The sequence below is a fragment of the Nocardia sp. NPDC055321 genome (assembly GCF_053645575.1).
On the sequence record NZ_JBSHMS010000002.1, the window covers coordinates 203097 to 228309 of the forward strand.

Below are 25213 nucleotides of genomic sequence, written 5' to 3' on the forward strand. Positions count from 1 at the left end.
CGCAGGTCGGAGCGGTCCGGCCGCGCGTTCCGCGGGGTCAGAGGGTGCGGGCCAGGCGATCGGCGAGCACCCGGGCGAACTGCGCCGGATCCTTGAGCTCGCCACCCTCGGCCAGCACCGCGGTGCCGTACAGCAGCTCCGCGGTCTCGGCCAGTTCGGCGGGCTTGTCCGCGTCGTCCTTGACCTTGGCGTACGCGTCACGCAGGCCCGTGACCAGCGGATGCGACGGGTTCAGCTCGAGAATGCGCTTGGTCTCGGGCAGTTCCTGACCCGAGGCGCGGTACATGCGCTCGAGCATCGGGGTGAAGTCGAAGACGTCGCCGACGATGCAGGCGGGCGAGGTGGTCAGGCGAGCGGTCAAGCGGACTTGCTTCACGCTGGAGTCCAGGGTTTCCCCCAACCAGCCGAGCAGGTCGCCGAAATCCTTCTCCTGCTGCTCGCGCAGCGCCTCGGACTCCTTCTTCTCGTCCTCGGTCTCCAGGTCCACCTCGCCCTTGGCGATGGACACGAACGGCTGACCGGCGAACTCCGGGGTCTGGGTCGCCCACATCTCGTCGACCGGATCGGTCAGCACGAGCACCTCGAGGCCCTTGGCCTTGAACGCCTCCATGTGCGGGGAGTTCTCGACCTGCTCGCGCGTTTCGCCGGTCATGTAGTAGATGGCGGTCTGGGACTCGGGCATCCGCTCGACGTACTGCGTGAGGGTGGTGAGCTCCTCCGCGCTGTGCGTGGACGCGAAAGACGAGACCTTCAGGATGGTTTCGCGGTTGTCGGTGTCCGACAGCAGGCCCTCCTTGAGAACCCGGCCGAACTCGCGCCAGAAGGTCAGGTACTTCTCCTGGTCCTCGGCGGACTGCAGCGACTGCACCGTGGACAGGACCTTCTTCACCAGGCGCTTGCGAATCGCCCGAATCTGCCTGTCCTGCTGCAGGATTTCGCGCGAGACGTTGAGCGAGAGGTCCTGCGCGTCCACCACGCCCTTGACGAAGCGCAGGTACTCCGGCATCAGCTCTTCGCAGTTGTCCATGATGAACACGCGGCGCACGTACAGCTGCACGCCGCGCTTGTGCTCGCGCTGGAACAGGTCGAACGGGGCGTGCGAGGGCAGGAACAGCAGGGCCTGGTACTCGAACGTGCCCTCCGCCTTCATCGGAATGATCTCCAGCGGATCGTCCCAGGCGTGCGCGACGTGCTTGTAGAACTCCCGGTACTCCTCCTCGGAGACCTCGCTCCTGGAGCGGGTCCACAGGGCCTTCTGGGAGTTCAGGGTCTGCGTCTCGGTGATGGTCTTCTCGACGGCGTCTTCGCCCTCGCCGTCCATGATGGTCCGCTCCACATCCATGCGGACCGGCCAGGCGATGAAATCGGAGTACTTCTTGACGATTTCGCGGAGCTTCCACTCCTGCGTGTAATCGAAGAGGTGGTCCTCGTCGTCGGAGGGCTTGAGGTGCAGGGTGACGGTGGTGCCCTGCGGGGCGTCGCCGAGCTCCTCGATCGTGTAGGTGGAGCTGCCCGCAGCCGATTCCCAACGGGTGCCGGTGGTTTCGCCGGCCTTGCGGGTGGTGAGCGCGACCTTGTCGGCCACCATGAAGGTCGAATAGAAGCCGATGCCGAACTGGCCGATGAGTTCTTCGGCGGCGGCGGTGTCGGTCTTGCTCTCCAGCAACTGCTTGCGCATCGCGGCGGTGCCGGACTTGGCGAGGGTGCCGATGAGATCCACCACCTCGGCGCGACTCATGCCGATGCCGTTGTCGCGGACGGTGAGCACACGCTCGTCGCGGTCCACCGAGAGCTCGATATGCAGGTCGGAGATGTCCGCCGACAGGTCCTTGTCGTGGAACGTCTCCATGCGCAGCTTGTCCAGCGCGTCCGAGGCATTCGAGATCAGTTCCCGCAGGAACGTGTCCTTGTTCGAATACACCGAGTGGATCATCAGCTCCAGGAGCTGGTGGGTCTCGGCCTGAAACTCCAGGTGTTCGACGTGTTCGGTCACTCCGCGATACTACGACGGCCGAAATCGGAGATGGCCGGAACCTCGGCATCGGCCCGATCGGTCATCCAGTCGCGCAGCACCTGGGTGGCGAGCACGTCGTCCTCGTTGTACTCCAGGATGCGGGTGCGCTGGGACAGATCCGGTTCGCCGCCCTCGTAGGCGACGGCCAGGCGGTACCAGCTCATGGACGCCTCGCCGCCCGCCTCCGGATCGCGCCAGGAGAACCCGGCCACGGGGGCGATCTTCTTCAGGCCCTTGCCGTTCGGGCAGATGAACTGCTCGGAGACGGCCTGGAACATGTCGACCCACTGCGGGCTGTCGACGAAGCGCTGGATCTCCCGCTCGGTGGGTATGCCGGGCATGCCCGCGAAGCGACGGGCGGACTCGTAGAGCCACTTGTCCTCGGCGGTGCGCGAATAGCAGTAGGCGGCAAAGGTTTTGCCGTCGGCGGCGGCCTGCGCGCGGATCTCCATCAGCCAGGTCCAGAACTCGGCGAAGGAACGGCCCTCGTCGCGGGTCGGCAGCGGATCCCAGGTGACGAAGCCGCGGTAGACGCCGTCCAGCAGCGTGCCCCACAGGTAGGCGCCGTGCTCCTGGTACGACTCGAGGTCGACGTCCACCTCGACGTCGGCGCGGGTGACCTGGACCCGGTCCACCCGGCGGACCAGGGGCGCGCCGGTCGCCCAGGCGCGGGCGGTGACGATGGTCTCGGTGAAGGGCTCGTACTGCCAGTCGTCCGGGTCGTCGCCCTCCCAGGCGGCGAGGTCGTCGATGGTCTCCACGCCGTGCCTGCGCAGCACCTCGGCGCGAGATCCGGGCGCCACCAGGCTGATATCGCGCTGGGCCACCAGCCACTGCTCGCAGCTCTGCCCGCCCTCTTCGGGGGCGCGGGACCACCACGGGCACTGGCGGCATTCGGGAACCTTGGACGGGATCGTGGGGAGCTCGCCGCGCACCACCGCGATGCGGTCGGCGTAGCGCCGGTCGTACTCGTCCAGGATCGGGCCCAGATCGTGCAGCAGGACGCGATCGAAGTGGTAGCCGATGGCGCCGCCGACCAGGGCGGGGCTGGCGTAGCCGTGGCGCTGCAGCATGCGGTACAGGTGCGCCAGGCGCTGCTGATCGCGCGGCTGCGGGCGATTGCGGACGTGCTTGTCCGGCTTGGGATTCCACGCGTACAGCTCGGTGGTGAGCGGGTGGAAGTCGGCCGGGTCGGGCTGGCGCGGGTCGGTGACCTTGTGGTTGACCACGATGATCGGGACGTAGCCGCCGCGGTCCGGATCCCGGCGCAGGATCTCGCAGCCACCGCGGCGGCCGGTGTCGAACTCCTGCGGCAGCAGCCCGCCCCAGATCCGTTCGATCCCGGCCTCCATGGCGGCCATGGTCTCGGCCGCGCGCTGGGCGGCGGTCTGCTCCGGCGCGATCACGAGCCAGCGGTCCGGGTCGGCGGCGACCAGGGTGTCCCGCACCAGGATTCGGTGCGCGGCCGCGGCCTCCCGCCGCTGCTGCACGCCGGCATCCTCACTGACACCGGTCAGCACCCGCGGATGGGTGGAGTCCAGTAGCAGCCGGTGCCGGCAGCCGATCAGCGCCCGCGCGTCCAAGAACGCGGCGCGCTCGCCATGGTCACCGATGCCCGAATACACGACTAGCAGTATGGCTTGATGTCCCGACACACCCACCCTCGCGGGTGCCGCCGCGCCGCCGCTGTTCGGGGGCGGGCCCCCGAACCCCCGAAGAGGAGAACCTGGGAGCAAGCCCCCGGACCCCCGAAAGAAAGAGGTCCGGGGACCCTGTCCCCGAACCCCTGAGGAGAAGGAAGTCGGACCGGGTCGCGAGGAGGAAAACCGCCCGCCCGAGGAAGGAACCAGTCCCACCCTGCCCCGCGAGAGAAGTCCGACCGAGAAGTGCGGCGGAAGCCCGCGCAGGCGCCCTGGCCGAAGGTGGTGTGAGCGGGGCGGTTCGGGGTGGGGGGCGGCCGTTTTCCGCCACGAGGTGGCACGCGCTCGCGGGGGGTCGGCGGGACGCACTAGGGTGGGCGGAAACTGTGTTTCATGGGCGGACAGGCATTTCCCCCGGCCCTGTGCTGCCATGGCGAACCAGCATGACGGAGGCCATCTATGGGGTTGTTCACCAAGCGGAAGAAGAAGGTCAGCCGGCGGGCCGAAGCCAAGGCGCTGAAGCACAAGGCCGGGATGGAGGCCAAGCTCGGTGCGCGCAACGAGCGCAAGCGCAACCGGAACGAGGCGCGGACGCAGGCCAAGGTCGCCAAGGCCGAGATCGCCAAGCTGCAGGCCGAGGAGAAGGCCGCGCTCAAGGTGGCCGCCCGGGCCGACCGCGAGCTGTTCAGCGCCGCGCAGGTGCGCAAATACCTGGGTGTGGCGCGCATCCTGGTGCCGGTCCTGGCGCCGCTCGCCTACCGGGCCGCGACGCTCGTGCGCGGGCAGCTCGACACCCGCCGGGCCGCGCAGCTCGGGATCGGGGTGAACCAGCTCGGTGAGTTCTCCGGGCCGGGCGCGCGACTGCAGGCGCGCGTGGCCAACGTGGAGTCGACCGTGGCCGAGATCGAGCGGAAGAACCCGCAGGACAGCAAGAAGTTCGTGGCCGACGTGCGCGACCGGCTGGAGAGTCTGTCCGCCGCGATCCGCACCTCGGACCAGATGCCGGTGCAGCGCCGCCGCGCGGTGCACGCCTCCATCTCCAACGAGCTCTCGGGCATCGAGACCGACGTGCTCGCCCGGCTCGGCGTGAACTGAGCCGGTGCCCGCGCCCCGCCGACGCCACCACCACCGGGGTCATCGCCCCGGCGGTGACGGCTACGCCGGGATCGGCGCGCGCGGAGATCGAAAACAGCGGGTGGACCGCCGGTTCCGGCGCACCGGCGCACCGGCGGTCACCTACGCGGCGGCCGTACGAAGTACCGAGGTAGCGGGCGCCCACCAGGTGAACCCCGCCCGCGGTGTCGTCGCGGGCGGCACGGTGGCCGTGCTGGCGGTCGCCGCGCACGGTATCGCGGGCGGCGGCGTACCCGGATCGGCCGGGCTCACCCTGCTGATCGCGGCCGCCGCGGCGATCGGGGCGCTGGCGGCGACGCTGCGCTCCCCCGGTGCGCTGGTGGCGCTCATGGCGCTCGGCCAGCCGGTGGGTCACGTGGCGTTGAGCGGGCTCGTGCACGACGGGCACGCTTCGCCCGCAAGGGAATTGGTGGGCGACGGCGCGATGGCGGGTGCGCACGCGCTCGCGACCGTTGTGTTCGCGGCACTGCTGCTGCTCGCGGAGCGGCTGTACGGGTTCGTCGCCCGGGCGGTCCGCGCCGCACTGTCCCGGCCGCACCCGGCGCCGGTGGCGACGGGCGGGCGCTGGGCGCGCACGGCCGCGGCGATCCGGCCGGCGCGCGGGTTCGGCGCGGGTGCGCCGCGCGCGCCACCGATTACGGCGTGAATCTCTCCCACACCCCGTAATCCCTTTGTCAGAGAAGGCTTATCACCCATGCACACCTCGCTTTCGCGTGCGCTCGGCACCGTGACGGTCGCCGCCGCGGGCCTGACCCTGCTCGCCGCGGGCCCGGCGTCCGCCCACGTCACCGTCGACGCGCCCGGCGCCGCACAGGGCGGATACACGGTCGCCACCTTCAAGGTGCCCACCGAATCCGACACCGCGTCCACCACGAAACTCACGGTGGCCGTACCGAATCTGAAGAGCGTCCGCACCGAGCCGCTGGCGGGCTGGTCGGAGCAGATCGACCGCAACGACAAGGGCGAGGCGGTCTCGGTCACCTGGGCCGTCGAACCCGGCAACACGGGCGTCGGCCCCGGCCAGTTCCAGCGCTTCGTCATCTCGCTGGGCCCGCTGCCCGCGACCGAGACGCTGAGCTTCGCCGCCACCCAGACCTACAGCGACGGCAAGGTCGTGAAGTGGGATCAGCAGGAGAACTCGGACGGCAGCGAGCCCGAGCATCCCGCTCCCGCCGTGCAGCTGGCCGCGAGCTCCGGCGACGGCCACGACGCCGCCGACAGCCCCGCCGCGCCGAAAGCCACCGACGACACCGCCCGCTGGCTCGGCGGCATCGGCCTGGCCCTGGGCGCGCTCGGCGCCGCCCTGGGTCTGGGCAGCGTGATCCGGGGGCGCAAGGCATGAGCCGCAAGATCATCGCCGGCGTCCTGACCGGCCTGCTGCTGACCGGATTCGCGCTGCTGGGCGCGGGCACCGCGAACGCCCATTCGGCCGCCATCGGCTCGACCCCGGAGAACGGCGCGCAGATCGACACCTCGCCCGCCCGGGTCAGCGTCACCTTCAACGAGGAACTGCAGCCCAGCTACCCGTCCATGACGGTGACCGGCCCGGACGGCAACCTCTGGTCCAAGGGTGAGCCCAAGGTCGAGGGCGCCACGGTGAGCATCGAGGTCGGCGAACTGGGACCGGCCGGCGTGTACACCATCGCCTACCGCGTCACCTCCGCCGACGGGCACGCGGTGAAGGACAAGCGCACCTTCACCCTGACCAAGGCGGGCAACGGCACGCCGGGCGCGAAGGCCGGCGCGGGAGGCTCCTCGAACGGGGACGACGGCGGCGTTCCGCTGTGGGTGTTCATCGTCGGCGCGGTGGTGCTGTTCGGCGGCGGCCTGGCCTTCGCCCTGCTGGGTGGCCGGAGCAAGCGGCGTTCGTGAACCGGTTCGACCCCGTATCGAGCACCGCCGGGGGCCCGCGATGAACAGAACCCCCGGCGGCAGCCGCGCACGCTGGGCGCTGCTGCTGATGGTCCCGCTCGGCCTCGCCGGGGCGGGTGCGGCCTGGCTGCTGGCCGCGAACGATCCCGTGCAGCCCGAGGCCCCCGTGCGGGCGCTGGCGGACTGCGCGGGGGCGACCGTGCTCGGAGCGGCCGCGCTGCCACGGCTTTCCGATCGCCTGTCGCCGCCGTGGCGGCTGCTCGCGGTCGCGGCCGCGGTGTGGGCGGCCATGGAGTTCGCGATGCTGGCGATGGAGTCCGCCGAGGTGATGGGCGTGCCGGTCACCGCGCTGGGCGCGGGCCGGTTCGGCGAGTACCTGACCACGGTGAGCGGCGGGCAGATCGGCATCGCCATTCTGCTGGGCTGCGGCGCCGTCGCGGCCTACAGCGCCTTCGGTTTTCGCAGCCCGGATCGCGCGACCGCGGATCTGGTGCTGGTATTCACCGCGGTGACGCTGGCGCTGCGGCCGATCACCGGGCACATGTCGCAGCAGGCGTTCGGCTCGGTGCTCGGCGCGGTGCACGCGCTCGCGGCCTCGGCGTGGCTCGGGGTGTTGCTGGCGCTGGCGCTGACCGTGCGCACGCGCGGGGAATGGGCGAAGCTGCTGCCGCTGTATTCGCGCTGGGCGCTGCCGCTGGCTGTGACGGTGGCGCTGACCGGGCTGGTGAACGGCCTGGTGCGGCTCGGCGGCGTGGCGGAGCTGGCGACCACGGGGTACGGGCGGATCCTGCTGGCCAAGACCGTGTTGCTGATCGTGTTGCTGGCGCTGGGCTGGTGGTGGCGGCGGACCTGGGTGCCGGTGGCGGCCGATCATCGGATGGACGCGGAATCCTCGCTGTGCCGTGCGATTTCCGAGGTGTTGCTGATGGCGGTAGTGTTCGGTGTGGCGGCCACGCTGGCGGTGACCGCGTGAGCACCGCCCATTTCGGGTGAATGTGTCCCTCACCTCATCATCTGCGGACAGAATTAGAACACGTTACTGTCGATTGCATGACCGAAGTGAAGATCGTCGCGGAGTGCGCCGCCTCGGCCGAGTCCGCCTATTCCTATGTCAACGACTACCGGAATCTGCCCCGATTCATCAATGAGATCAGCGCCTTCACCCCGCTGACCGACCAGGTCGAGGGCGTCGGGGCCACCTTCGACGGCACCATCGCGCTGGGCCCGGTCACCCTGCATTCGACCATCGAAATCGTGCGCCACGAACCCGGATTCGCCATCGGCGTGAAATCCATCAAGGGTTTCGAGATCGAATCCACCTTCCTGTTCCAGGCCAACGGCGATCAGTCCTGCACCATCGACGCCATCGTCGATTACCGGGTGCCCGGCGGCATCGCGGGCAAATTGCTCGGCAAGACCATCGAGCCGTTCGTGAAGCTCGCGGTGAAGAGCTCCACCAAGAATCTGGTGACCCAGGTCGCCGAATTCCACGCCGCTCGCACCTCCGCCTGACCACCCGGGGTCGTCAGAGCCGCCGGCCCCGCCCCGGAACGCCCGACTTGTCCGCACCGCGCCCGCCCGGGGATGCTGGGCACATGTCCGAACGCCGCACCCCGACGCCGAGCCAGTGCCTCGGCTACATCTGCGGCCGCACCCTTCCGCCCGCCATGGCGCCGTGGGTGCTGCGCGATCTGACCGGACCCGGCGCCACCCGCCGCTACCTGTTCCGCGTCCTGGTACCCGTCATCCCCTTCCTGTGCCTGTTCCTGCTGGTCCCCGGACCGCCCTGGATGGGCCCGGCCATGATGGCGCTGCTGTACCTGCCGCTCATCTATTTCACCGTCGCCCTGCTGTACGTCTACCGGCGCAACCGGCTCATCCGGCACGGACTCGATCCGGCGCTCGCGGACTCCGATCGCCGCCGCCGCGAATCCGCCGACCGGCGCGCGTATGAACAGCGGCACGGGCGCGGCTGACGACTTCCTGTGCTTCCGGTCTCGATCCGTACCCGGTGAGCGCACCGAGGAATACGCTCGGGGGGAGAGAGTTTCACCGCTTCGGGTTCGTTGGAGAACCATATGCAACCTCATTGGACGGACCCGCGAATCCTGGCGGGCGACGCTGATCGGGAACGCGCGATCGAGACGCTGAAGAAGTGCTTTCAGGACGGTCGCATCAACGCCCAGGAACTCTCCGACCGAATAGGGCTGGCGCTCAACGCCAGGACCTTCGGCGATCTGCACACGGTGCTGCAGCACCTGCCCGTGCCGCGCCCGGTCCCGGCACCCGTATACGTCAATCCCGTGTCGTTCCAGCCGTATCCGTCGGTGTCGCGGGCGGCGCGCTGGAACGGTATGGGACTCACCGCGTTCCTGCTCGGGGTGTTCGGTTTCCTGTGCGGCATCACCGCCATTCCGGCGATCGCGCTCGGCGCGGCGGCGCTGAGCGTGGACACCCAGCGCGAGGACAAGGGATTCGCCGTCGCCGGCATCGCCGTCGGCGCGTTCTGGATCATTCTGATCGTGCTGATGTTCCTGAACTGACCGCGCGTTCGAAGGCCCGCAGATCCGCCTCCAATTGGCGGAAGAGCCAGTAGTCGCCGAGGAACCCGAGCACGCCCGCCAGGCACAGCCACTTGATGGGGCCGATCACCAGCGACACCTCGTGCGGGGTCAGGAACAGCAGACTCGTGACCACGCCGATCAGCGGAATCGCGCCCGCCACCGCGAGATAGCGGGTGCAGCGCCTGCCCAGCGACCGCAGCGCGTCCTGATCCGCGGCCGTCTCCCCGTGGGTCAGCAGGCGCGGATAGAAACAGCGGACCACGAAGAACGTCACCAGGAAGAACGGGTACGCCACCGCGATCACGCCCGAAACCAGCAGGGTCGCGGTGAGATTCACCAGCGGGCCGGCGGGCAGGCCGGTGAACGCGACCAGCGCGACCGCGGCCACGATCGCCGAGATCACCCACCACAGGAACGCGATCACCGCGACCCGGTCGCCGTTGACCAGGGTGTCGCGGCGCGCGGCGGCCAGCTCGTCCGGATCGTAGACCCGGCCCCGGCGCAGCCCGCGCCAGACGAGAAAGGCCCGGCGGCACAGGTAATTCGTGACCACGACCGCCGCCGGGGTGGTGCACAGCGCCAGGCCCGCGCCGACCGCCTGCATGGTCGACCGCTCGTCCGCGGTGAACCAGAGGTTCCAGAGCGGGCCGTTGTGCAGATTCGCGTACAGCATGCCGAGGAAGCAGCCGAGGAAACTGGCCGCGGTGACCAGCAGGAGCAGCGACCACGGACCGACCTTGGCGCGCAGGCTGTTTCGCGGCGGATCCACCAGATCGCGGGCGCGGTGATCCAGGCACAGATCCAGCTGCTGGGCCAGGGCCGCGCCGGTGCGCCAGCGATCCGCGCGCTGCGGGGCGAGGCATTTCAGCAGGACGCGGCGCAGGGTCGGCGGGCAGTCCGGGGGCAGCTCGGCCAGGCGGCTCGGTTCGAGCTCCCGCAGGCGCAGGCTCAGCATGCGCTCGAGCGAGGACTCCGAATCGCCGGCGCGCGTCTCGTCGTCGAAAGGCCGTTCCCCGGTGAGCAACTCCCACAGCACCACCCCGAGCGCGAAGATGTCGCTGCGGCCGTCCAGCTCCTCGGCGCTGTCCGGCAGCTGCGGGTGGCAGGCGGCCAGCTGCTCGGGCGACATGTACGCCAGCGAGCCGCCGAAGTACGCCAGCGGACTGGCGCCGGCGACGTGCAGGCTGAAACTGATGTTGAAATCCGCGAGCTTGGGCACGCCGTCGGCGGTGAGCAGGACGTTCGCGGGCTTGATGTCGCGGTGCAGCACGCCGTTGTCCGCCGCGTAGTCCAGCGCGCGGGCCAGGCGACTGCCCAGCCAGGCCACCGTCTCGGGCCAGGACATCGCGGCGATCGCGGACCGGGTGAGCGACTCGCTCGGGGACAGCCCGCCCTTGTCCCGCATGGCCGTATCGACCGCGTCCAGCAGCAGGCGGCCGTCACGCTCGGCGACCGGGCGCTCGCGCGCCAGGCTCAGCACCTTCGACAGCGTGCCGCCGGGCAGATACTGCATGTACATCAGCTTCAGTTCGCGTTCGACCATGAGCCGCTGGTCGAAGACGCGCACGATGTTCTCGTGATCGAGCTGGGCCAGCGTCTCGGACTCGGTGCCGTGATTCTGCGACACCTTCACCGCGACCAGGCGCTGCATGGAACGCTGCCGGGCCAGGAACACCCGCGCGAAGGCGCCCGCGCCCAGCTCGACCAGCAGATCGAAATCGTCGACCCGGTCGCCGACCTCGATACCGTCCAGGGCCTGCTGGGCGAGCGGGCGGGCGATCCAGGTGCTGCGGTAGTCGCGCTCGCCCCAGGCGATCTCGGTGCCCGCGGCCTCGGTCGGGAACCCGCTGTGGTCGACCGGACGGCCCGAGCGGCGCAGCGCGTGGAACTCCTCGTACGCCAGATCCGGCGGTAGCGGGCCGTACCGCAGTTCGTCGTACTCGGCGCGGTAGTCGGCCAGCCGCTTGGGGAAGTCGTAGCGGATCCAGCGGTACTCGAGGTCCACCTTGATGAGTTCGATCAGGCACAAGCGCCGGAATTCGGGCGCGTCGGGCAGGTACTCCCCCAGCTCCGGCGGCGTGCCGCGCGCCTCCCAGGCCGCGGCGAAACGCGCGGCCACCGCCGCGAGCAGGGAACGGGCCGCGCCCACGGCATCGGATTCGATTGCCGCGTCGAGCCGTTCGCCCTCCATACGCACCATGGCTACCGGTCCTCCCTCCGGTGGGCCCACTGTGTCAAGTATGCGCTCGCCACAGGTTCGCGGAAAGTCGAATATCCGCCGCTCACTGACACCGCACCGCACGACGCGCACTACAGTCCCGACCATGAGTGAGCAGTTTCCGGACCGCATCTGGGGTTCGCGCACCCACCCGCTGTCCCGTGCCGCGAGCAGATTCGCCGCGACCCGCCTCGGCTCCCGGGTGATCCGCGCCCTGACGCCGCTGGATCGAAAGGTGCTGGAGCGCACCGCGGGCCGCTACACCGTGCTCGGGCCGATCGGCGCGCCCGTCATGCTGCTCACCTGCGTGGGCCGCACCTCCGGCGAGCCGCGCACCACGCCGCTGCTGTACGTGCACGACGGCGACGTGATCTACGTGATCGGCAGCAATTTCGGGCAGGAACGGCATCCGGCCTGGACCGGGAACCTGCTGGCGCGCCCGGACGCCGAGATCACCCTCGCCGGTCAGCGGATCGCGGTGACCGCCACCCCCGTCGTGGACGAAGCCCGCAAACAGGAGATCTTCGCGCGATTCGTGGAGACGACCGAGGCGTATACCGCATACCGCAACCGCACCGCGCGCGAATTGCGTATTTTCGCCCTGACAAGATAGGCACCGTGACCGAATCAGCGAAAGCAGTCGCCACTGCCGACCTGGCCGATGAGATCGGCCCCGAGATCCGCAGCTGCGATACCCAGTTCATCCAGTTCGGTGGCCGCGAGAGCTTCGCGGGCCGCATCGTGACCATCCGCTGCTTCCAGGACAACCTCCTGGTCAAGCAGACCCTCGGCGAGCCCGGCGAGGGCCGCGTCCTGGTCGTGGACGGCGGCGCGAGCGTGCACACCGCACTGGTCGGCGACATCATCGCCGGGCGGGGCGTGGACAACGGCTGGTCCGGCGTCGTCGTGAACGGCGCGGTCCGGGACTCGGCGATCCTGCGCACCCTCGACATCGGGGTCAAGGCGCTGGGCACCAACCCGCGCAAGAGCACCCAGACCGGCTCCGGCGAGAAGGATGTCGAGGTCGAGTTCGGCGGCATCACCTTCACCCCCGGCGACATGCTCTACAGCGACTCCGACGGGGTCGTCGTCCGCGCCGAGGACTGAGAGCTTCGGGGCGCCGAGCCCCCGGAACACCGGCGGGACGGCGGGTTTCGGGGGCCGGGCTCCGGCCCATGGGCGGTCCGGGCGGACACGCCCGGGATTCAGTGAGCGGTGACCCGGGCCTGATGGCCGGCGAGCTGAACCACGTCGCCGTCGCGGAGCTGGCGGCCGCGGCGGAGTTCGACCTCGTCGTTGACGCGAACCAGGCCCTCGGCGATGACCGTCTTGGCCTCCGCGCCGGAGTCGATGAGGTTCGCCAGCTTCAGGAATTGGCCGAGACGGATGACATCGTCCTCGATCGGCACGTCGACTGGATCCGGCATGGGATACATCCTCACCCGTGCGCCGCGGCAAGACCAAATACGGACCCGGCAACCTGCCGGTAAGCTGTCTCACCCCGACACGAAGCGGGTGCTGAGTGCACATGGGCGAAAACACGAGACACACTGGTGCGGTGACTTCGACGCAGGACCGGCAGCACCACGACACCGACCACAGAACCACCGGCCGGTCGCCGGAGGTACCGCATCGCGGGCACGGCCGCCTGGGCGAGGTTCCGCACGTCGCCGGGCTGATTCTGGGCGTTTTCGCCGGGTTCTGCGCACTCTGGAGCGTTTCGCCCGCCCTGCGGTATCTGACCTCGGGGCTGCGGCACTACGTCGACACCTACTACTTCGACGCGCCCGACACCTCCCTGGTCTGGGCCGTGTTCGTCGGCCTGCTCGCGGGCGCGACGGCCAGCCGTAAGCGGATCGCCTGGTGGCTACTGGTCGGCTACATGGCCATTTTCGCGCTCGCCAACGGTCTCGGCTTCGCCGCCGAGCGCGACTACAACGATCTCGTCGCACTGTTCGTGCACCTGGGCGTGATCGGCGTGCTCATCGCCGCCTGGCCCGAGTTCTACACCCGCGTGCAGCGCGGCGCGGTGCTGCGCGCGCTCGGATTCCTCGCGGCCGGCCTCACGCTCGGCTGCCTCGTCGGCTGGGGTCTGGTGGAACTGTTCCCCGGCACCCTGCAGTCGGGCTGGCAGCGGCCGCTCTGGGCGGTCTCCCGGGTCACCGGAGCCATCCTGGTGAGCAACGAGGACTTCGACGGCAAACCGAACCATCTGGTCAATCTGCTGCTCGGCCTCTTCGGCGCGGTCGCGCTGCTCATCGCCGTCGCGGTGCTGTTCCGCTCCCAGCGCGCCACGAACGCGCTCACCGGCACCGACGAATCCGCGCTGCGCGGCCTGCTCGAACGCTCCGACGTGGAGGACTCGCTCGGCTACTTCGCGACCCGCCGCGACAAGGCCGTGGTGTTCGCGCCCAGCGGCAAGGCCGCGGTCACCTACCGGGTCGAACTCGGGGTCTGCCTGGCCTCGGGCGACCCCATCGGCACCAAGGAAGCCTGGCCGCACGCCATCGACGCCTGGCTGCAGCTCGCCGACCAGTACGGCTGGGCCCCGGCCGTCATGGGCGCGAGTGAGATCGGCGCGACGGCGTACCGCCGCGCCGGACTGTCCGCGCTGCGCCTGGGCGACGAGGCGATCCTGGAGACCCGGACGTTCTCGCTCGCCGGGCCGGAGATGAAACAGGTCCGCCAGGCGGTCAACCGGCTCGTGAAACAGGGCATCGACGTGCGGGTGCGCCGGCATCGCGAGATCTCGCCCGAGGAGATGCGCGAGGTCATGCGCCGCGCCGAAGCCTGGCGCGACACCGAGACCGAACGCGGCTTCTCCATGGCCCTGGACCGGCTCGGCGATCCGCTCGACGGGGACTGCCTGCTGGTCGAGGCGGTCGACCGCAACGATCGCGTCCTCGGCATGCTGTCGCTGGTGCCGTGGGGGCGCACCGGCGTCTCGCTCGATCTCATGCGCCGCGACCGCCAGAGTCCCAACGGCGTCATGGAACTCATGATCTCCAAGCTGGCGCTCGGCTCCGAGCAGTACGGCATCACCCGAATCTCGTTGAACTTCGCGGTCTTCCGCGCAGTCTTCGAGGAGGGCAGCCGGATCGGCGCGGGCCCGGTGCTGCGGCTGTGGCGCAGCATCCTGATGTTCTTCTCGCGCTGGTACCAGCTCGAGGCGCTCTACCGGTCCAACGTGAAATACCAGCCGGATTGGGTGCCGCGCTTCTCGCTCTTCGAGGAACGCCGCCAACTACCCCGGGTCGCGCTGGCCAGCGCACTGGCCGAGGGCTTCCTGCCGCGCATCGGCCGGGAATCGAACACCTCCGCGCACACCGGCGTTCGCTCCTCGGTCCCGGCCACCATGACCGGACTGCACGCCGACGGCAGCCTCCCCGATCTGCCGCCCGAGGAACTGGACGAGACCGGCCCCCGCCGCCCCGAGCAGGTGCGGGTGCGCATGGACAAGCTCGCGAAACTGAACGACGCGGGCATCGACGCGTACCCGGTGGCCTATCCCCCGACCCACACCGTCGCCGGCGCGCGGCAGTCCCCGCAGGGCACCACGGTGCGAGTGTGCGGGCGGCTCCTGCGAATTCGCGACTACGGCGGGGTCACCTTCGCCCTGGTGCGGGACTGGTCCGGGGAGATCCAGCTCGTCATCGACCGCGGGCGGGTCGGCGCCGAGCGCAGCGCGGCCTTCGACCGCTACTTCGACCTCGGCGATCTCATCGAGGTGAGCGGTCAGATCGGGCGCAGCCGCAACGGCGAACTCTCCCTGCTCGCGGCCGACTGGCGGATGATCGGCAAGTGCCTGCATCCGCTGCCCGACAAGTGGAAGGGCCTGGCCGATCCCGAGGCGCGGGTGCGCCAGCGCTACGTCGACATGGCCATCAACACCGACATCCGCGAGGTGATGACCAAGCGCAGCGCGGTGGTGCGCTCGATGCGGGACACGTTGCACGGCTGGGGATTCCTGGAAGTGGAGACCCCGGTGCTGCAGCAGGTGCACGGCGGCGCCAACGCCACGCCCTTCACCACCCACATCAACGCCTACGACCTGGATCTGTACCTGCGCATCGCCCCCGAGCTGTATCTCAAGCGCCTGTGCGTCGGCGGCATGGAGAAGGTCTTCGAACTGGGCCGGGTGTTCCGCAACGAGGGCGTGGACTTCAGCCACAATCCCGAGTTCACGGTGCTGGAAGCCTATGAGGCGCACAGCGATTACGAGCGCATGATGCACGTGTGCCGCCAGCTCATCCAGGCCGCGGCCACCGCCGCCAACGGGCGGATGGTGGCGCTGCGGCCCGGTCCGGACGGCGACCTCACCGAGGTCGACATCTCCGGCGAATGGCCGGTCAAGACCGTGCACGGGGCGGTGTCGGAGAAACTCGGCGAGACCATCGCACCCGACACCGACGCCGAACGGTTGCGCGTGCTCTGCGACAAGCACGGCATCGCCTGGCAATTGGGCTGGGACGTCGGGCAATTGGTGCTGGAACTCTACGAGCACCTGGTGGAATCGCAGACGCAGGAGCCGACCTTCTACATCGACTTCCCCACCTCGGTCTCGCCCCTCACCCGCTCGCACCGGCACATCGCGGGCGTCACCGAGCGCTGGGACCTGGTGGCCTGGGGCGTCGAATTGGGCACCGCCTACAGCGAATTGACCGATCCGGTGGAACAGCGCCGCCGGCTCACCGAGCAGTCCATGCTCGCCGCGGGCGGCGACCCCGAGGCCATGGAGCTCGACGAGGACTTCCTGCAGGCCCTGGAACACGCGATGCCGCCCACCGGCGGACTGGGTGTCGGCGTCGACCGTGTCGTCATGCTGCTCACCGGCCGCAGCATTCGCGAGACGCTGCCGTTCCCGCTGGTCAAACCCCGGACAGGCTAGGCGATTCGGGGCGAGATCACGATCGTTGTAAACGTTTCGGCGTCCCCGACATATTCACAGTGGACTCCTCGAACCGGAGTGGCCAGCTAACCTTGATTGGCCCCGGGGAGGGGGTGACCGACCGATGAGATGGGGTTTCCCGATGCACTACCTCGACCTGATGACCCAGGCCAGCCTGCTCGACCACCACGTCTGGGCCAGCCCGGACACCTGGAACTCCGCGCTGGAACTGGCGGCCAAGAAAAAGAAGAAGACCAGCGGCGGACTGATCTTCGGCCTCATCTGCTGTGTCGGCCTCGTCGTCGCCATCGCCGCCGTCGTCTACTTCCTCACCCAGAAAAAGAAGAAGGGCCAGTAACCACCCGGGTCGCCCGGGCAGCCCTACGGCCCGGACGGCCCGGCCCCCGCGACGCCGCGTCCCGGCGGGGTGCGGCAGAGTGATCCCCGTGCAGTTGATCCTCGTTCGCCACGCCCAGCCGCTTCGCGTCCAGGGGCTGTCCGGCCCGGCGGACCCCGATCTCACCGAGGTCGGGGTCGAGCAGGCGGCGCGGGTGCCCGCGGCGCTGGCCCAGCACCGTATCGCCCGCGTGGTGAGCAGCCCGCAGCAACGGGCCCGCTCCACCGCCCGGCCCACCGCCGAGAAGGCCGGGCTGGCGATCGACATCCTCGACGGTCTCGCCGAATACGATCGCGACCTGCCCGCCTACATCCCCATCGAGGATGCCCAGCAGGAATTCCGCGAGGTGTACGACCGCATCAAGGCCGGGTACCTGCCCGAGCAGATCGACGGCGACGCCTTCGTCGCCCGGGTGCGCGCGGCCGTGGCGAGCATCGTCGACGCCGCCGGCCACACCGAGACGGTGGTCGTCTTCGCGCACGGCGGCGTCATCAACGTGCTGCTGCAGGACGTGCTCGGGCTCGACCGCCCGCTCACCTTCCCGATCGACTACTGCTCGATCACCCGAATCCTGTACTCGCGCACCGGCAGCCGCACGGTGTCGACGGTGAACGAGAACGGTCACGTCTGGGACCTGTTGCCGCGCAGTCTCGCTCGCGGCTGACCGTCCCGGCCCCGGCAACGGCGAAGGCCGCTTCCCCACGGCGGGGAAGCGGCCTTCGTTCGTGATCGAGCGCGGGCGCCCTGGAGAAGCGTTGTCGCGCGGGCTCTTACGCGGCCTTGGCCAGCCAGCCGTGCATCCAGGTGAGCGCGGTCTGGCCGCCGCCCACGCCGTAGCTGCCGTAGCTGGTGTGCCGTCCGGTGCGGAAGAACTGCTCGAACTGCTTGACGCGGGCCTCGTTCGCGCCCTCGCTGAGCTGGGCCTGCAGGGTGGGGATGCCGCCCTGTGCCATCAGGTCGTTGATGATCGCGCCGACCTCGAGCTGGTAGCGCCAGATGTTGGCGGGGTTGGGATTCGAGGTCTGGGCCAGGAATCCGGCGAAGCGGCTGATGAAGTCGCTCTCCTCGGTGGAGCAGTAGAGATCGCCGGCGGCGCAGACGGTGCGCACGCGGTCCGCGATCCAGCCGAAGCCGCCCACGCGGGCGCCACCGGCGCCGGCGCCGGGCACCGGCTGACCGACCTGGATGTCGGTCGGCGAACGGCGCGGGTCCGAGATCAGGGCGACGGCCCCGATCCGCTCGGGCCGCACCACGCCGAGCCCGCTGCCGATCTCGGCGGCGAGATCGCCCGCGGCGTCGGCGCCCTGGCTGTAGCCGGTGATCGAGATCTTGGTGTCGGCGCAGCGGTTGGCCATGTTCTGCACCAGCGCGCGGGCCTTGTCGGTCGCTTCCTTCTTGGAGGCGCCGTAGACGTCGCCCTCCCACGGGAAGGCGGTCGCGGCGTAGGTCACGTAGTCCACGTCGCCGGGTAGCCCGTTGGTCACCGCCGACAGCATGCCCGGACCGGGCTCCTTGTCATGCCCGGTTTCCCAGGTACCGGGGATGGCCACGGTGTACATGACCGGGCACCCCGGATCGGCCGTAACGGAACCGCTGCCCACCACGATTCCGGCCATGAGCACACTCGCCGCCGCACCCGCGGCCGCGATGATTCTTTTGACCCGCATTCTGCTCCAGTTCACGCCTGCCCGGGACTGCCGATTCCGTCCCGATTCCCGATCATGGTGAAGTCGCCGGATGTCCATCCGGTGCATATGGGGTTAACCGCAGTTACGCCCCCGTATGAGATGTGCGAACCCGACCGCATGACCGAGATCAACAACACACGCGAATAACAATAAGGGGGCCTTACGAGGGACGCCATGCGTGTTTCGTAAGTTGTCCGATTTCACCCGTATGCCAGGCCGTAACTGGAATGTGATTCGTGTCACAGCAATGACCGGGCGAAGTGATCGAACAGCAATTCGGCCCGGCCCGATCGGCCCCCGATAACGAGAAAGCGCCCGCGGACACGAAGTCCGCGGGCGCTTTCCGACTACTGCGGATTACCGCTTATCGCTGGGCGACATCGGTCGGCCGGACCGGGGTCGGCAGCGCCGTCTCGCCCTCGAGGAACTTGTCCACCGCGGACGCGCAGGAGCGGCCCTCGGCGATGGCCCACACGATCAGCGACTGGCCGCGGCCCATGTCACCGGCGACGAACACGCCGGGCACGGTGGTGGCCCACTCGCTGTCGCGCATCACGTTGCCGCGCTGGTCGTAGCCGACGCCCAGGCCCTCGAGCAGACCGTGCTTCTGCGGTCCGACGAAGCCCATGGACAGCAGCACCAGATCGGCCTCGAGGGTGAAGTCGGTGCCCTCGACCTTCTCGAAGCGGCCGTTCACCATCGACACCTCGTGCGCCTGCAGGCCGGTGACCTTGCCGTCCGCGCCGATGAAACGCTCGGTGTTGACCGAGAAGACGCGCTCGCCGCCCTCCTCGTGCGCCGAGGCGACCCGGTACATGAGCGGGTAGGTCGGCCACGGGGTGGACCCGGCGCGCTCCTCCGGCGGACGCGGCATGATCTCGAACTGGTGGACCGACTCCGCGCCCTGACGGTGCGAGGTGCCCAGGCAGTCCGCGCCGGTGTCGCCGCCGCCGATGATGATGACCTTCTTGCCGCGCGCGTTGATGCGCGGCAGGCCGTCCTCGTCGGTGATGTCGTCGCCCAGCTGCACGCGGTTGGCCAGCGGCAGGAACTCCATGGCCTGGTGGATGCCGTCCAGGTCGCGGCCCGGAACCGGCAGGTCACGCGCGATGGTCGCGCCACCGGCCAGCACCACCGCGTCGAACTGCTCGCGCAGCTGATCGGCGGTGATGTCCACGCCCACGTTCACACCGGTCTTGAAGACGGTGCCCTCGGCCTCCATCTGCGCCAGCCGGCGATCGATGAAGCGCTTCTCCATCTTGAATTCCGGGATGCCGTAGCGCATCAGGCCGCCGATGCGGTCGTCGCGCTCGAACACGGTCACGGTGTGACCGGCCCGGGTCAGCTGCTGCGCGGCGGCCAGACCGGCGGGGCCGGAACCGACCACGGCGACCTTCTTGCCGGTCAGACGGGTCGGGTACACCGGGGTGACCCAGCCCTCGTCGAAACCGTTCTCGATGATCTCGACCTCGACCTGCTTGATCGTCACCGGATCCTGGTTGATGCCCAGGACGCAGGACGCCTCGCACGGCGCGGGGCAGAGCCGGCCGGTGAACTCCGGGAAGTTGTTCGTGGCGTGCAGCCGGTCGAACGATTCCTTCCAGGAGCCCTTGTAGACCAGGTCGTTCCATTCGGGAATCAGGTTCCCGAGCGGACAACCGTTGTGGCAGAACGGGATACCGCAGTCCATGCAGCGGCTGGCCTGGCGCTGGAGAGTCTCGTGGGAGAACTTCTCCTCCTCGTAGACCTCTTTCCAGTCCAGCAGGCGCAGCGGCACCGGACGGCGCTTCGGCAGTTCCCTACTCGTGTGCTTCAGGAAGCCCTGTGCGTCACCCATTTACGACTCCGTACTTCGCGCCGACTCCGGCGCACCCAACAAGATCGGTGCGTGTCATGTCAGCCACGAGCGGCCTCCATGATCGCGGTGTCGACGTCCCGTCCGGCCTTCTCGGCCTCGGAGATCGCGAGCAGGACCTTCTTGTAGTCCCGCGGCATGACCTTCACGAAGTGGCCCACCTGCTGCGCCCAGTCGCTCAGGATCGCCTCCGCCACGGCGGAATCGGTCTCGTCACGATGCTGGGTGATGGTGTCGCGCAACCACGTGGTCTCCTCCGCCGAGAGCTGCTCCAGATCCACCAGTTCGGTGTTCAGGTTGGCCTCGAAGGTGCCGTTCGGGTTGTAGATGTACGCGATGCCGCCGGACATGCCCGCGCCGAAGTTACGGCCGGTCTCGCCCAGGATGACCACCTTGCCACCGGTCATGTACTCGCAGGCGTGATCGCCCACGCCCTCGACCACCGCGGTCGCGCCGGAGTTGCGGACGCTGAAGCGCTCGCCGGCCACACCGCGGATGAAGGCCTGGCCGCTGGTGGCGCCGAACAGGATCACGTTGCCCGCGATGATGTTCCGCTCCGCGACGTACGCCTCGGGCGCGGACAGCGACGGGCGCACGATGATGCGGCCGCCCGACAGGCCCTTGCCCACGTAGTCGTTCGTGTCGCCGACCACCCGCAGGGTGATACCGGCCGGGACGAACGCACCGAACGAGTTACCGGCGGAACCGGTGAACGTGATGTCGATGGTGTCGTCCGGCAGGCCGACGCCGCCGTACAGCTTGGTCACCTCGTGGCCGAGCATGGTGCCGACGGTCCGGTTCACGTTGGTGATCTTGGTGTCGAACTTGACCGGCTTGCCGCGCTCGAGCGCGTCGGACGCCTGCGCGATGAGCTGGATGTCCAGGGCCTTGTCCAGCCCGTGGTCCTGGCCCTTGGTGTTGCGGCGGTCCTGCTGCATGAACGCCGTCTCGACATCGTCGAGGATGGGCGACAGATCCAGCTTGGCGGCCTTCCAGTGCGCCTTCGCCTCGGCGGTGTCGAGCAGATCGACCCGGCCCACGGCCTCGTCGATGCTGCGCAGACCCAGCGACGCCAGCAGCTCGCGGACCTCTTCGGCGATGTACATCATGAAGTTCACGACGTACTCGGCCTTACCGGTGAAGCGCTCGCGCAGCACCGGGTTCTGGGTCGCGACACCGACCGGGCAGGTGTCGAGGTGGCACACGCGCATCATGATGCAGCCCGAGACGACCAGCGGAGCGGTCGCGAAACCGAACTCCTCGGCGCCCAGCAGCGCGGCGATCATGACGTCGCGGCCGGTCTTCATCTGACCGTCGACCTGCACGACGATGCGGTCGCGCAGACCGTTCAGCAGCAGCGTCTGCTGGGTCTCGGCCAGGCCGAGCTCCCAGGGACCACCCGCGTGCTTGAGCGAGGTCAGCGGCGAGGCGCCGGTGCCGCCGTCGTGACCCGAGATCAGGACCACGTCGGCGTGCGCCTTGGACACACCCGCGGCGACGGTGCCGACGCCGGGCTCCGCGACAAGTTTCACGTGAATCCGCGCCTGCGGGTTCGCGTTCTTCAGGTCGTGGATCAGCTGCGCCAGATCCTCGATCGAGTAGATGTCGTGGTGCGGCGGCGGGGAGATCAGACCCACGCCCGGCGTGGAGTGCCGGACCTCGGCGACCCACGGGTACACCTTGTGCGCGGGCAGCTGGCCGCCCTCGCCCGGCTTGGCGCCCTGGGCCATCTTGATCTGGATGTCGGTGCAGTTGGTCAGGTAGTGCGCGGTCACGCCGAAACGTCCCGAGGCCACCTGCTTGATCGCGGACCGCCGCCAGTCGCCGTTCTCCTCCGGCTCGAAGCGCGCCGGGTGCTCGCCGCCCTCACCGGAGTTGGAGCGGCCACCGAGACGGTTCATGGCGATGGCGAGGGTCTCGTGCGCCTCGGCCGAGATGGAGCCGTAGCTCATCGCGCCGGTCGAGAAACGCTTGACGATCTCGCTCGCGGGCTCGACTTCCTCGATCGGAATCGGGTTGCGGCCCTTGGACTTGAACTTGAACAGGCCGCGCAGGGACGCCAGGCGCTCGGACTGATCGTCGACGAGCTTGGTGTACTCCTTGAAGACCTTGTACTGGCCCGAGCGGGTGGCGTGCTGGAGCTTGAACACCGTGTCCGGGTTGAACAGGTGGTACTCGCCCTCGCGCCGCCACTGGTACTCGCCGCCGACCTCGAGCTCGCGGTGCGCGCGCTCGTTGCGGTTCTCCAGGAAAGCGACCTTGTGGCGCTCGGCGACCTCGCGGGCGATGTCGTCGAGACCGATGCCGTTCAGCGGCGAACGCAGACCGGTGAAGTACTCGTCCACCAGCTCCTGGGCCAGGCCGATGACCTGGAACAGCTGCGCGCCCCGGTAGGAGGCGATGGTGGAGATGCCCATCTTGGACATCACCTTGAGCACACCCTTGCCGGCGGCCTTGTTGTAGTTGTAGACGGCCTTCTTGAAGTCCTCGGCGATATCGCCGGTGCTTCCGGGCATCTGCAGCGCGCCGCGCTCGAGCATGTCCTCGATGGACTCGAACGCCATGTACGGGTTGATCGCCGCCGCGCCGAAACCGACGAGCAGGGCCATGTGGTGCACCTCGCGGGCGTCACCGGCCTCCACGACCAGGCCGACCTGGGTGCGGGTGCGCTCCTGCACCAGGTGGTGGTGCACGGCCGCGGTGAGCAGCAGCGACGGGATCGGCGCCAGCTTCTCGTTGGATTCGCGGTCGGACAGGATGATGATGCGCGCGCCGCCGTCGATGGCGGTGGAGACCTGGGTCTGCACGGCCTTCAGGGCCTTGCGCAGTCCCTCGCCGCCCTCGGCGAACGGGTACAGGCCGTGCACCACGACCGAACGCAGGTCGGGACGCGAGCCGTCGTCGTTGATGTGGACGAGCTTGGCCAGCTCGTCGTTGTCCAGAATCGGCTGGGTCAGGGTGATCTGACGACAGCTGTCCTGGCTGGGGTGCAGCAGATCCGACTCCGGGCCGACCATGCTGCGCAGCGAGGTGACGACCTCTTCGCGGATGGCGTCCAGCGGCGGGTTGGTGACCTGCGCGAACAGCTGGGAGAAGTAGTCGAACAGCAGGCGCGGACGCGCCGACAGCACCGCGATCGGGGTGTCGGTGCCCATCGAGCCGAGCGCCTCGCCGCCGGTCTGCGCCATGGGCGAGATCAGGATGTTCAGCTCTTCGGTGGTGTACCCGAAGATCTGCTGGCGAATGAGCACGCGGTCGTGCGACATGTGCACGTGCGGGCGTTCCTGCAGGTCCGACAGCTTGGTCGGGCCGTTGTCCAGCCACTCCTGGTACGGGTGCTCACCGGCGAGTTCGGACTTGACCTCGTCGTCGCTGATGATCCGGCCCTGGCTGGTGTCGACCAGGAACATGCGGCCGGGCTGCAGGCGGGTCTTCTGGACCACGGTGGCCGGATCGATGTCCAGCACGCCGACCTCGGAGGCCATGACGACCAGGCCGTCCTCGGTCACCCAGATGCGGCCGGGGCGCAGACCGTTGCGGTCCAGCACCGCACCGACGACCGTGCCGTCGGTGAAGCACACCGAGGCCGGGCCGTCCCACGGCTCCATGAGGAACGAGTGGTAGCGGTAGAAGGCGCGCTGGGCCGGGTCCATGGACTCGTGCCGTTCCCACGCCTCGGGGATCATCATGAGCACCGCGTGCGGCAGGCTGCGCCCGCCCAGGTGCAGGAGTTCGAGCACCTCGTCGAAGCGAGCGGTGTCGGACGCGCCGGGGGTGCAGACCGGGAAGATCTTCTCCAGGCGGTTGTTGCCCTCGCTGTCGTTGCCGAACGCGTTCGACTTCAGCAGCGCCTCGCGGGCCCGCATCCAGTTCTCGTTACCGGAGACGGTGTTGATCTCGCCGTTGTGGGCGACGCGCCGGAAGGGGTGCGCCAGCGGCCACGACGGGAAGGTGTTGGTGGAGAAGCGCGAGTGCACGATGCCCAGCGCGGACTCGACGCGGTCGTCCTGCAGATCCAGGTAGAACGCGCGCAGCTGCGGGGTCGTGAACATGCCCTTGTAGACGAAGGTCTGCCCGGACAGGCTCGGGAAGTACACCGACTCCTTGCCCAGACCGCCCGCGCCCGCGCCGGCCTTGCCGAGCTCGTGCTCGATGCGCTTGCGCACGACGTAGGCGCGACGCTCGAGGTCCATGCCCGAGAGCTGCTCGGCGCCGTCCTTGGGGGAGGCGATGAAGATCTGCCGGAAGGTCGGCATGGCGTCACGGGAGAGCGCGCCGAGCGACGACTCGTCGATCGGGACCTCGCGCCAGCCCAGGACCTCGAGGCCCTCTTCGCGGACGATCCGCTCCACGCCGTACCCGGCCCGGCCCGCTTCGCGGCGGGCCTGCGGGAGGAAGGCGATACCGGTGGCGTACGAGCCCTCGGCCGGCAGGTCGAAGTCGACGACCGCGCGGAAGAACTTGTCCGGAAGCTGGATCAGGATGCCCGCGCCGTCGCCCGAGTTGGGCTCGGCGCCGGCGGCGCCACGGTGCTCCAGGTTCAGCAGGGCGGTAATAGCCTTGTCGACGATGTCGCGGCTACGACGGCCGTGCATGTCGACGACGAATGCGACGCCGCAGGCGTCGTGTTCATTCGCCGGGTCATAGAGCCCGCGGGGTCCGTGCCCATAGCCGGCACCGCCGGTGGGGGACCTGTGGCCGGGAAGTTGCGTCATGCCTCTGCCTTCACAAAAAACAGGCCTTCGAAGAATTGCGGCCTTCGTCGAACGCCTCCGTCGGACTGCGCCCGGACGTGTCTGGAGACCAGCGGCGCTGATGGTCGTCCCGTGCAGTCAACTCTCCAGTTGTTTTCACCCGTTTCGAGTTCTCGTCGGGTGCTCGGCGGTAACCGAACGCTTACGTGCTCGCCACCAACCGCGCCGTTCTCGCCCATTACGCTGAGC

General features: G+C 69.1%; 20 protein-coding genes. 13 read left to right on the top strand and 7 right to left on the bottom strand.

What is annotated here, in order from left to right:
- Positions 1 to 37: 37 nt before the first annotated feature.
- A complete protein-coding gene (gene htpG / locus ACWIGI_RS03495; protein ID WP_454200757.1) occupies positions 38 to 1993 on the bottom strand; it encodes a molecular chaperone HtpG in 1956 nt (651 codons plus the stop codon).
- Entirely contained in the window at positions 1990 to 3639 is a 1650-nt protein-coding gene (locus tag ACWIGI_RS03500) for a TM0106 family RecB-like putative nuclease (protein WP_454200758.1), read from the bottom strand. The genes htpG and ACWIGI_RS03500 overlap by 4 nt, the downstream gene beginning before the upstream one ends.
- Before the next feature lie 474 nt (positions 3640 to 4113).
- Between ACWIGI_RS03500 and ACWIGI_RS03505 the strand changes: the two genes are divergently transcribed.
- The 8 genes from ACWIGI_RS03505 (at position 4114) to ACWIGI_RS03540 (ending at position 9203) form a co-directional block, all read left to right on the top strand.
- Positions 4114 to 4749 (top strand): DUF6474 family protein, encoded by a 636-nt coding sequence (locus ACWIGI_RS03505; protein ID WP_454200759.1) that lies wholly within the window; start codon positions 4114 to 4116, stop codon positions 4747 to 4749.
- A gap of 4 nt (positions 4750 to 4753) precedes the next feature.
- Positions 4754 to 5434 carry a hypothetical protein gene (locus ACWIGI_RS03510; RefSeq protein ID WP_454200760.1) on the top strand — a complete coding sequence of 227 codons (681 nt, stop codon included), beginning with the start codon at positions 4754 to 4756 and terminating at the stop codon, positions 5432 to 5434.
- A 48-nt stretch (positions 5435 to 5482) separates the two neighbouring features.
- On the top strand, positions 5483 to 6130 hold the full coding sequence (locus tag ACWIGI_RS03515) for a YcnI family copper-binding membrane protein (protein WP_454200761.1): 648 nt from the start codon (positions 5483 to 5485) through the stop codon (positions 6128 to 6130).
- Positions 6127 to 6660, top strand: coding sequence for a copper resistance CopC family protein (locus ACWIGI_RS03520; RefSeq protein ID WP_454200762.1), 534 nt, complete (start codon positions 6127 to 6129; stop codon positions 6658 to 6660). The genes ACWIGI_RS03515 and ACWIGI_RS03520 overlap by 4 nt, the downstream gene beginning before the upstream one ends.
- Before the next feature lie 40 nt (positions 6661 to 6700).
- Positions 6701 to 7633, top strand: coding sequence for a copper resistance D family protein (locus tag ACWIGI_RS03525; RefSeq protein ID WP_454200763.1), 933 nt, complete (start codon positions 6701 to 6703; stop codon positions 7631 to 7633).
- A 77-nt stretch (positions 7634 to 7710) separates the two neighbouring features.
- A complete protein-coding gene (locus ACWIGI_RS03530) occupies positions 7711 to 8172 on the top strand; it encodes an SRPBCC family protein (RefSeq protein ID WP_454200764.1) in 462 nt (153 codons plus the stop codon).
- 83 nt (positions 8173 to 8255) lie between these two features.
- A complete protein-coding gene (locus ACWIGI_RS03535; RefSeq protein ID WP_454200765.1) occupies positions 8256 to 8636 on the top strand; it encodes a DUF5313 family protein in 381 nt (126 codons plus the stop codon).
- A gap of 102 nt (positions 8637 to 8738) precedes the next feature.
- A complete protein-coding gene (locus tag ACWIGI_RS03540; protein WP_454200766.1) occupies positions 8739 to 9203 on the top strand; it encodes a DUF1707 and DUF4190 domain-containing protein in 465 nt (154 codons plus the stop codon).
- On the opposite strand, the gene ACWIGI_RS03545 is transcribed toward ACWIGI_RS03540, so the two are convergent.
- Positions 9172 to 11415, bottom strand: a complete 2244-nt coding sequence (locus ACWIGI_RS03545) for a serine/threonine-protein kinase (protein ID WP_454201017.1) — start codon at positions 11413 to 11415, stop codon at positions 9172 to 9174. The genes ACWIGI_RS03540 and ACWIGI_RS03545 overlap by 32 nt on opposite strands.
- A 133-nt stretch (positions 11416 to 11548) precedes the next feature.
- Here ACWIGI_RS03545 and ACWIGI_RS03550 point away from each other — a divergent pair, with 133 nt between their 5' ends.
- Both ACWIGI_RS03550 and rraA read left to right on the top strand, forming a co-directional pair.
- Positions 11549 to 12055, top strand: a complete 507-nt coding sequence (locus ACWIGI_RS03550) for a nitroreductase/quinone reductase family protein (RefSeq protein ID WP_454200767.1) — start codon at positions 11549 to 11551, stop codon at positions 12053 to 12055.
- Between the two features lie 5 nt (positions 12056 to 12060).
- Entirely contained in the window at positions 12061 to 12549 is a 489-nt protein-coding gene (gene rraA, locus ACWIGI_RS03555) for a ribonuclease E activity regulator RraA (RefSeq protein ID WP_454200768.1), read from the top strand.
- Between the two features lie 98 nt (positions 12550 to 12647).
- On the opposite strand, the gene ACWIGI_RS03560 is transcribed toward rraA, so the two are convergent.
- Positions 12648 to 12869, bottom strand: a complete 222-nt coding sequence (locus tag ACWIGI_RS03560; protein WP_454200769.1) for an RNA-binding S4 domain-containing protein — start codon at positions 12867 to 12869, stop codon at positions 12648 to 12650.
- 101 nt (positions 12870 to 12970) lie between these two features.
- On the opposite strand from ACWIGI_RS03560, the gene lysX reads away from it, so the two are divergent.
- The 3 genes from lysX (at position 12971) to ACWIGI_RS03575 (ending at position 17391) form a co-directional block, all read left to right on the top strand.
- On the top strand, positions 12971 to 16330 hold the full coding sequence (gene lysX, locus ACWIGI_RS03565) for a bifunctional lysylphosphatidylglycerol synthetase/lysine--tRNA ligase LysX (RefSeq protein WP_454200770.1): 3360 nt from the start codon (positions 12971 to 12973) through the stop codon (positions 16328 to 16330).
- A 124-nt stretch (positions 16331 to 16454) separates the two neighbouring features.
- Positions 16455 to 16688 carry a hypothetical protein gene (locus ACWIGI_RS03570; RefSeq protein WP_454200771.1) on the top strand — a complete coding sequence of 78 codons (234 nt, stop codon included), beginning with the start codon at positions 16455 to 16457 and terminating at the stop codon, positions 16686 to 16688.
- 88 nt (positions 16689 to 16776) lie between these two features.
- The gene (locus tag ACWIGI_RS03575; RefSeq protein ID WP_454200772.1) at positions 16777 to 17391 is read left to right on the top strand and encodes a histidine phosphatase family protein; all 615 of its coding nucleotides are present in this window, start codon (positions 16777 to 16779) and stop codon (positions 17389 to 17391) included.
- Between the two features lie 106 nt (positions 17392 to 17497).
- Here ACWIGI_RS03575 and ACWIGI_RS03580 read toward each other — a convergent pair whose 3' ends face one another.
- From ACWIGI_RS03580 to gltB, 3 genes are all read right to left on the bottom strand, one after another.
- A complete protein-coding gene (locus ACWIGI_RS03580; protein WP_454200773.1) occupies positions 17498 to 18394 on the bottom strand; it encodes a cutinase family protein in 897 nt (298 codons plus the stop codon).
- A 385-nt stretch (positions 18395 to 18779) separates the two neighbouring features.
- Entirely contained in the window at positions 18780 to 20252 is a 1473-nt protein-coding gene (locus ACWIGI_RS03585) for a glutamate synthase subunit beta (protein WP_454200774.1), read from the bottom strand.
- A gap of 59 nt (positions 20253 to 20311) precedes the next feature.
- The gene (gltB, locus tag ACWIGI_RS03590) at positions 20312 to 24985 is read right to left on the bottom strand and encodes a glutamate synthase large subunit (protein ID WP_454200775.1); all 4674 of its coding nucleotides are present in this window, start codon (positions 24983 to 24985) and stop codon (positions 20312 to 20314) included.
- Positions 24986 to 25213: the final 228 nt, after the last annotated feature.

Coding starts and splice junctions, on each gene's coding strand:
- ACWIGI_RS03505 (WP_454200759.1), top strand. CDS start 4,114: ATGGGGTTGTTCACCAAGCGGAAGAAGAAGGTCAGCCGGCGGGCCGAA.
- ACWIGI_RS03515 (WP_454200761.1), top strand. CDS start 5,483: ATGCACACCTCGCTTTCGCGTGCGCTCGGCACCGTGACGGTCGCCGCC.
- ACWIGI_RS03520 (WP_454200762.1), top strand. CDS start 6,127: ATGAGCCGCAAGATCATCGCCGGCGTCCTGACCGGCCTGCTGCTGACC.
- ACWIGI_RS03525 (WP_454200763.1), top strand. CDS start 6,701: ATGAACAGAACCCCCGGCGGCAGCCGCGCACGCTGGGCGCTGCTGCTG.
- ACWIGI_RS03530 (WP_454200764.1), top strand. CDS start 7,711: ATGACCGAAGTGAAGATCGTCGCGGAGTGCGCCGCCTCGGCCGAGTCC.
- ACWIGI_RS03535 (WP_454200765.1), top strand. CDS start 8,256: ATGTCCGAACGCCGCACCCCGACGCCGAGCCAGTGCCTCGGCTACATC.
- ACWIGI_RS03540 (WP_454200766.1), top strand. CDS start 8,739: ATGCAACCTCATTGGACGGACCCGCGAATCCTGGCGGGCGACGCTGAT.
- ACWIGI_RS03545 (WP_454201017.1), bottom strand. CDS start 11,415: ATGGAGGGCGAACGGCTCGACGCGGCAATCGAATCCGATGCCGTGGGC.
- ACWIGI_RS03550 (WP_454200767.1), top strand. CDS start 11,549: ATGAGTGAGCAGTTTCCGGACCGCATCTGGGGTTCGCGCACCCACCCG.
- ACWIGI_RS03560 (WP_454200769.1), bottom strand. CDS start 12,869: ATGCCGGATCCAGTCGACGTGCCGATCGAGGACGATGTCATCCGTCTC.
- lysX (WP_454200770.1), top strand. CDS start 12,971: ATGGGCGAAAACACGAGACACACTGGTGCGGTGACTTCGACGCAGGAC.
- ACWIGI_RS03570 (WP_454200771.1), top strand. CDS start 16,455: ATGAGATGGGGTTTCCCGATGCACTACCTCGACCTGATGACCCAGGCC.
- ACWIGI_RS03580 (WP_454200773.1), bottom strand. CDS start 18,394: ATGCGGGTCAAAAGAATCATCGCGGCCGCGGGTGCGGCGGCGAGTGTG.
- ACWIGI_RS03585 (WP_454200774.1), bottom strand. CDS start 20,252: ATGGGTGACGCACAGGGCTTCCTGAAGCACACGAGTAGGGAACTGCCG.
- gltB (WP_454200775.1), bottom strand. CDS start 24,985: ATGACGCAACTTCCCGGCCACAGGTCCCCCACCGGCGGTGCCGGCTAT.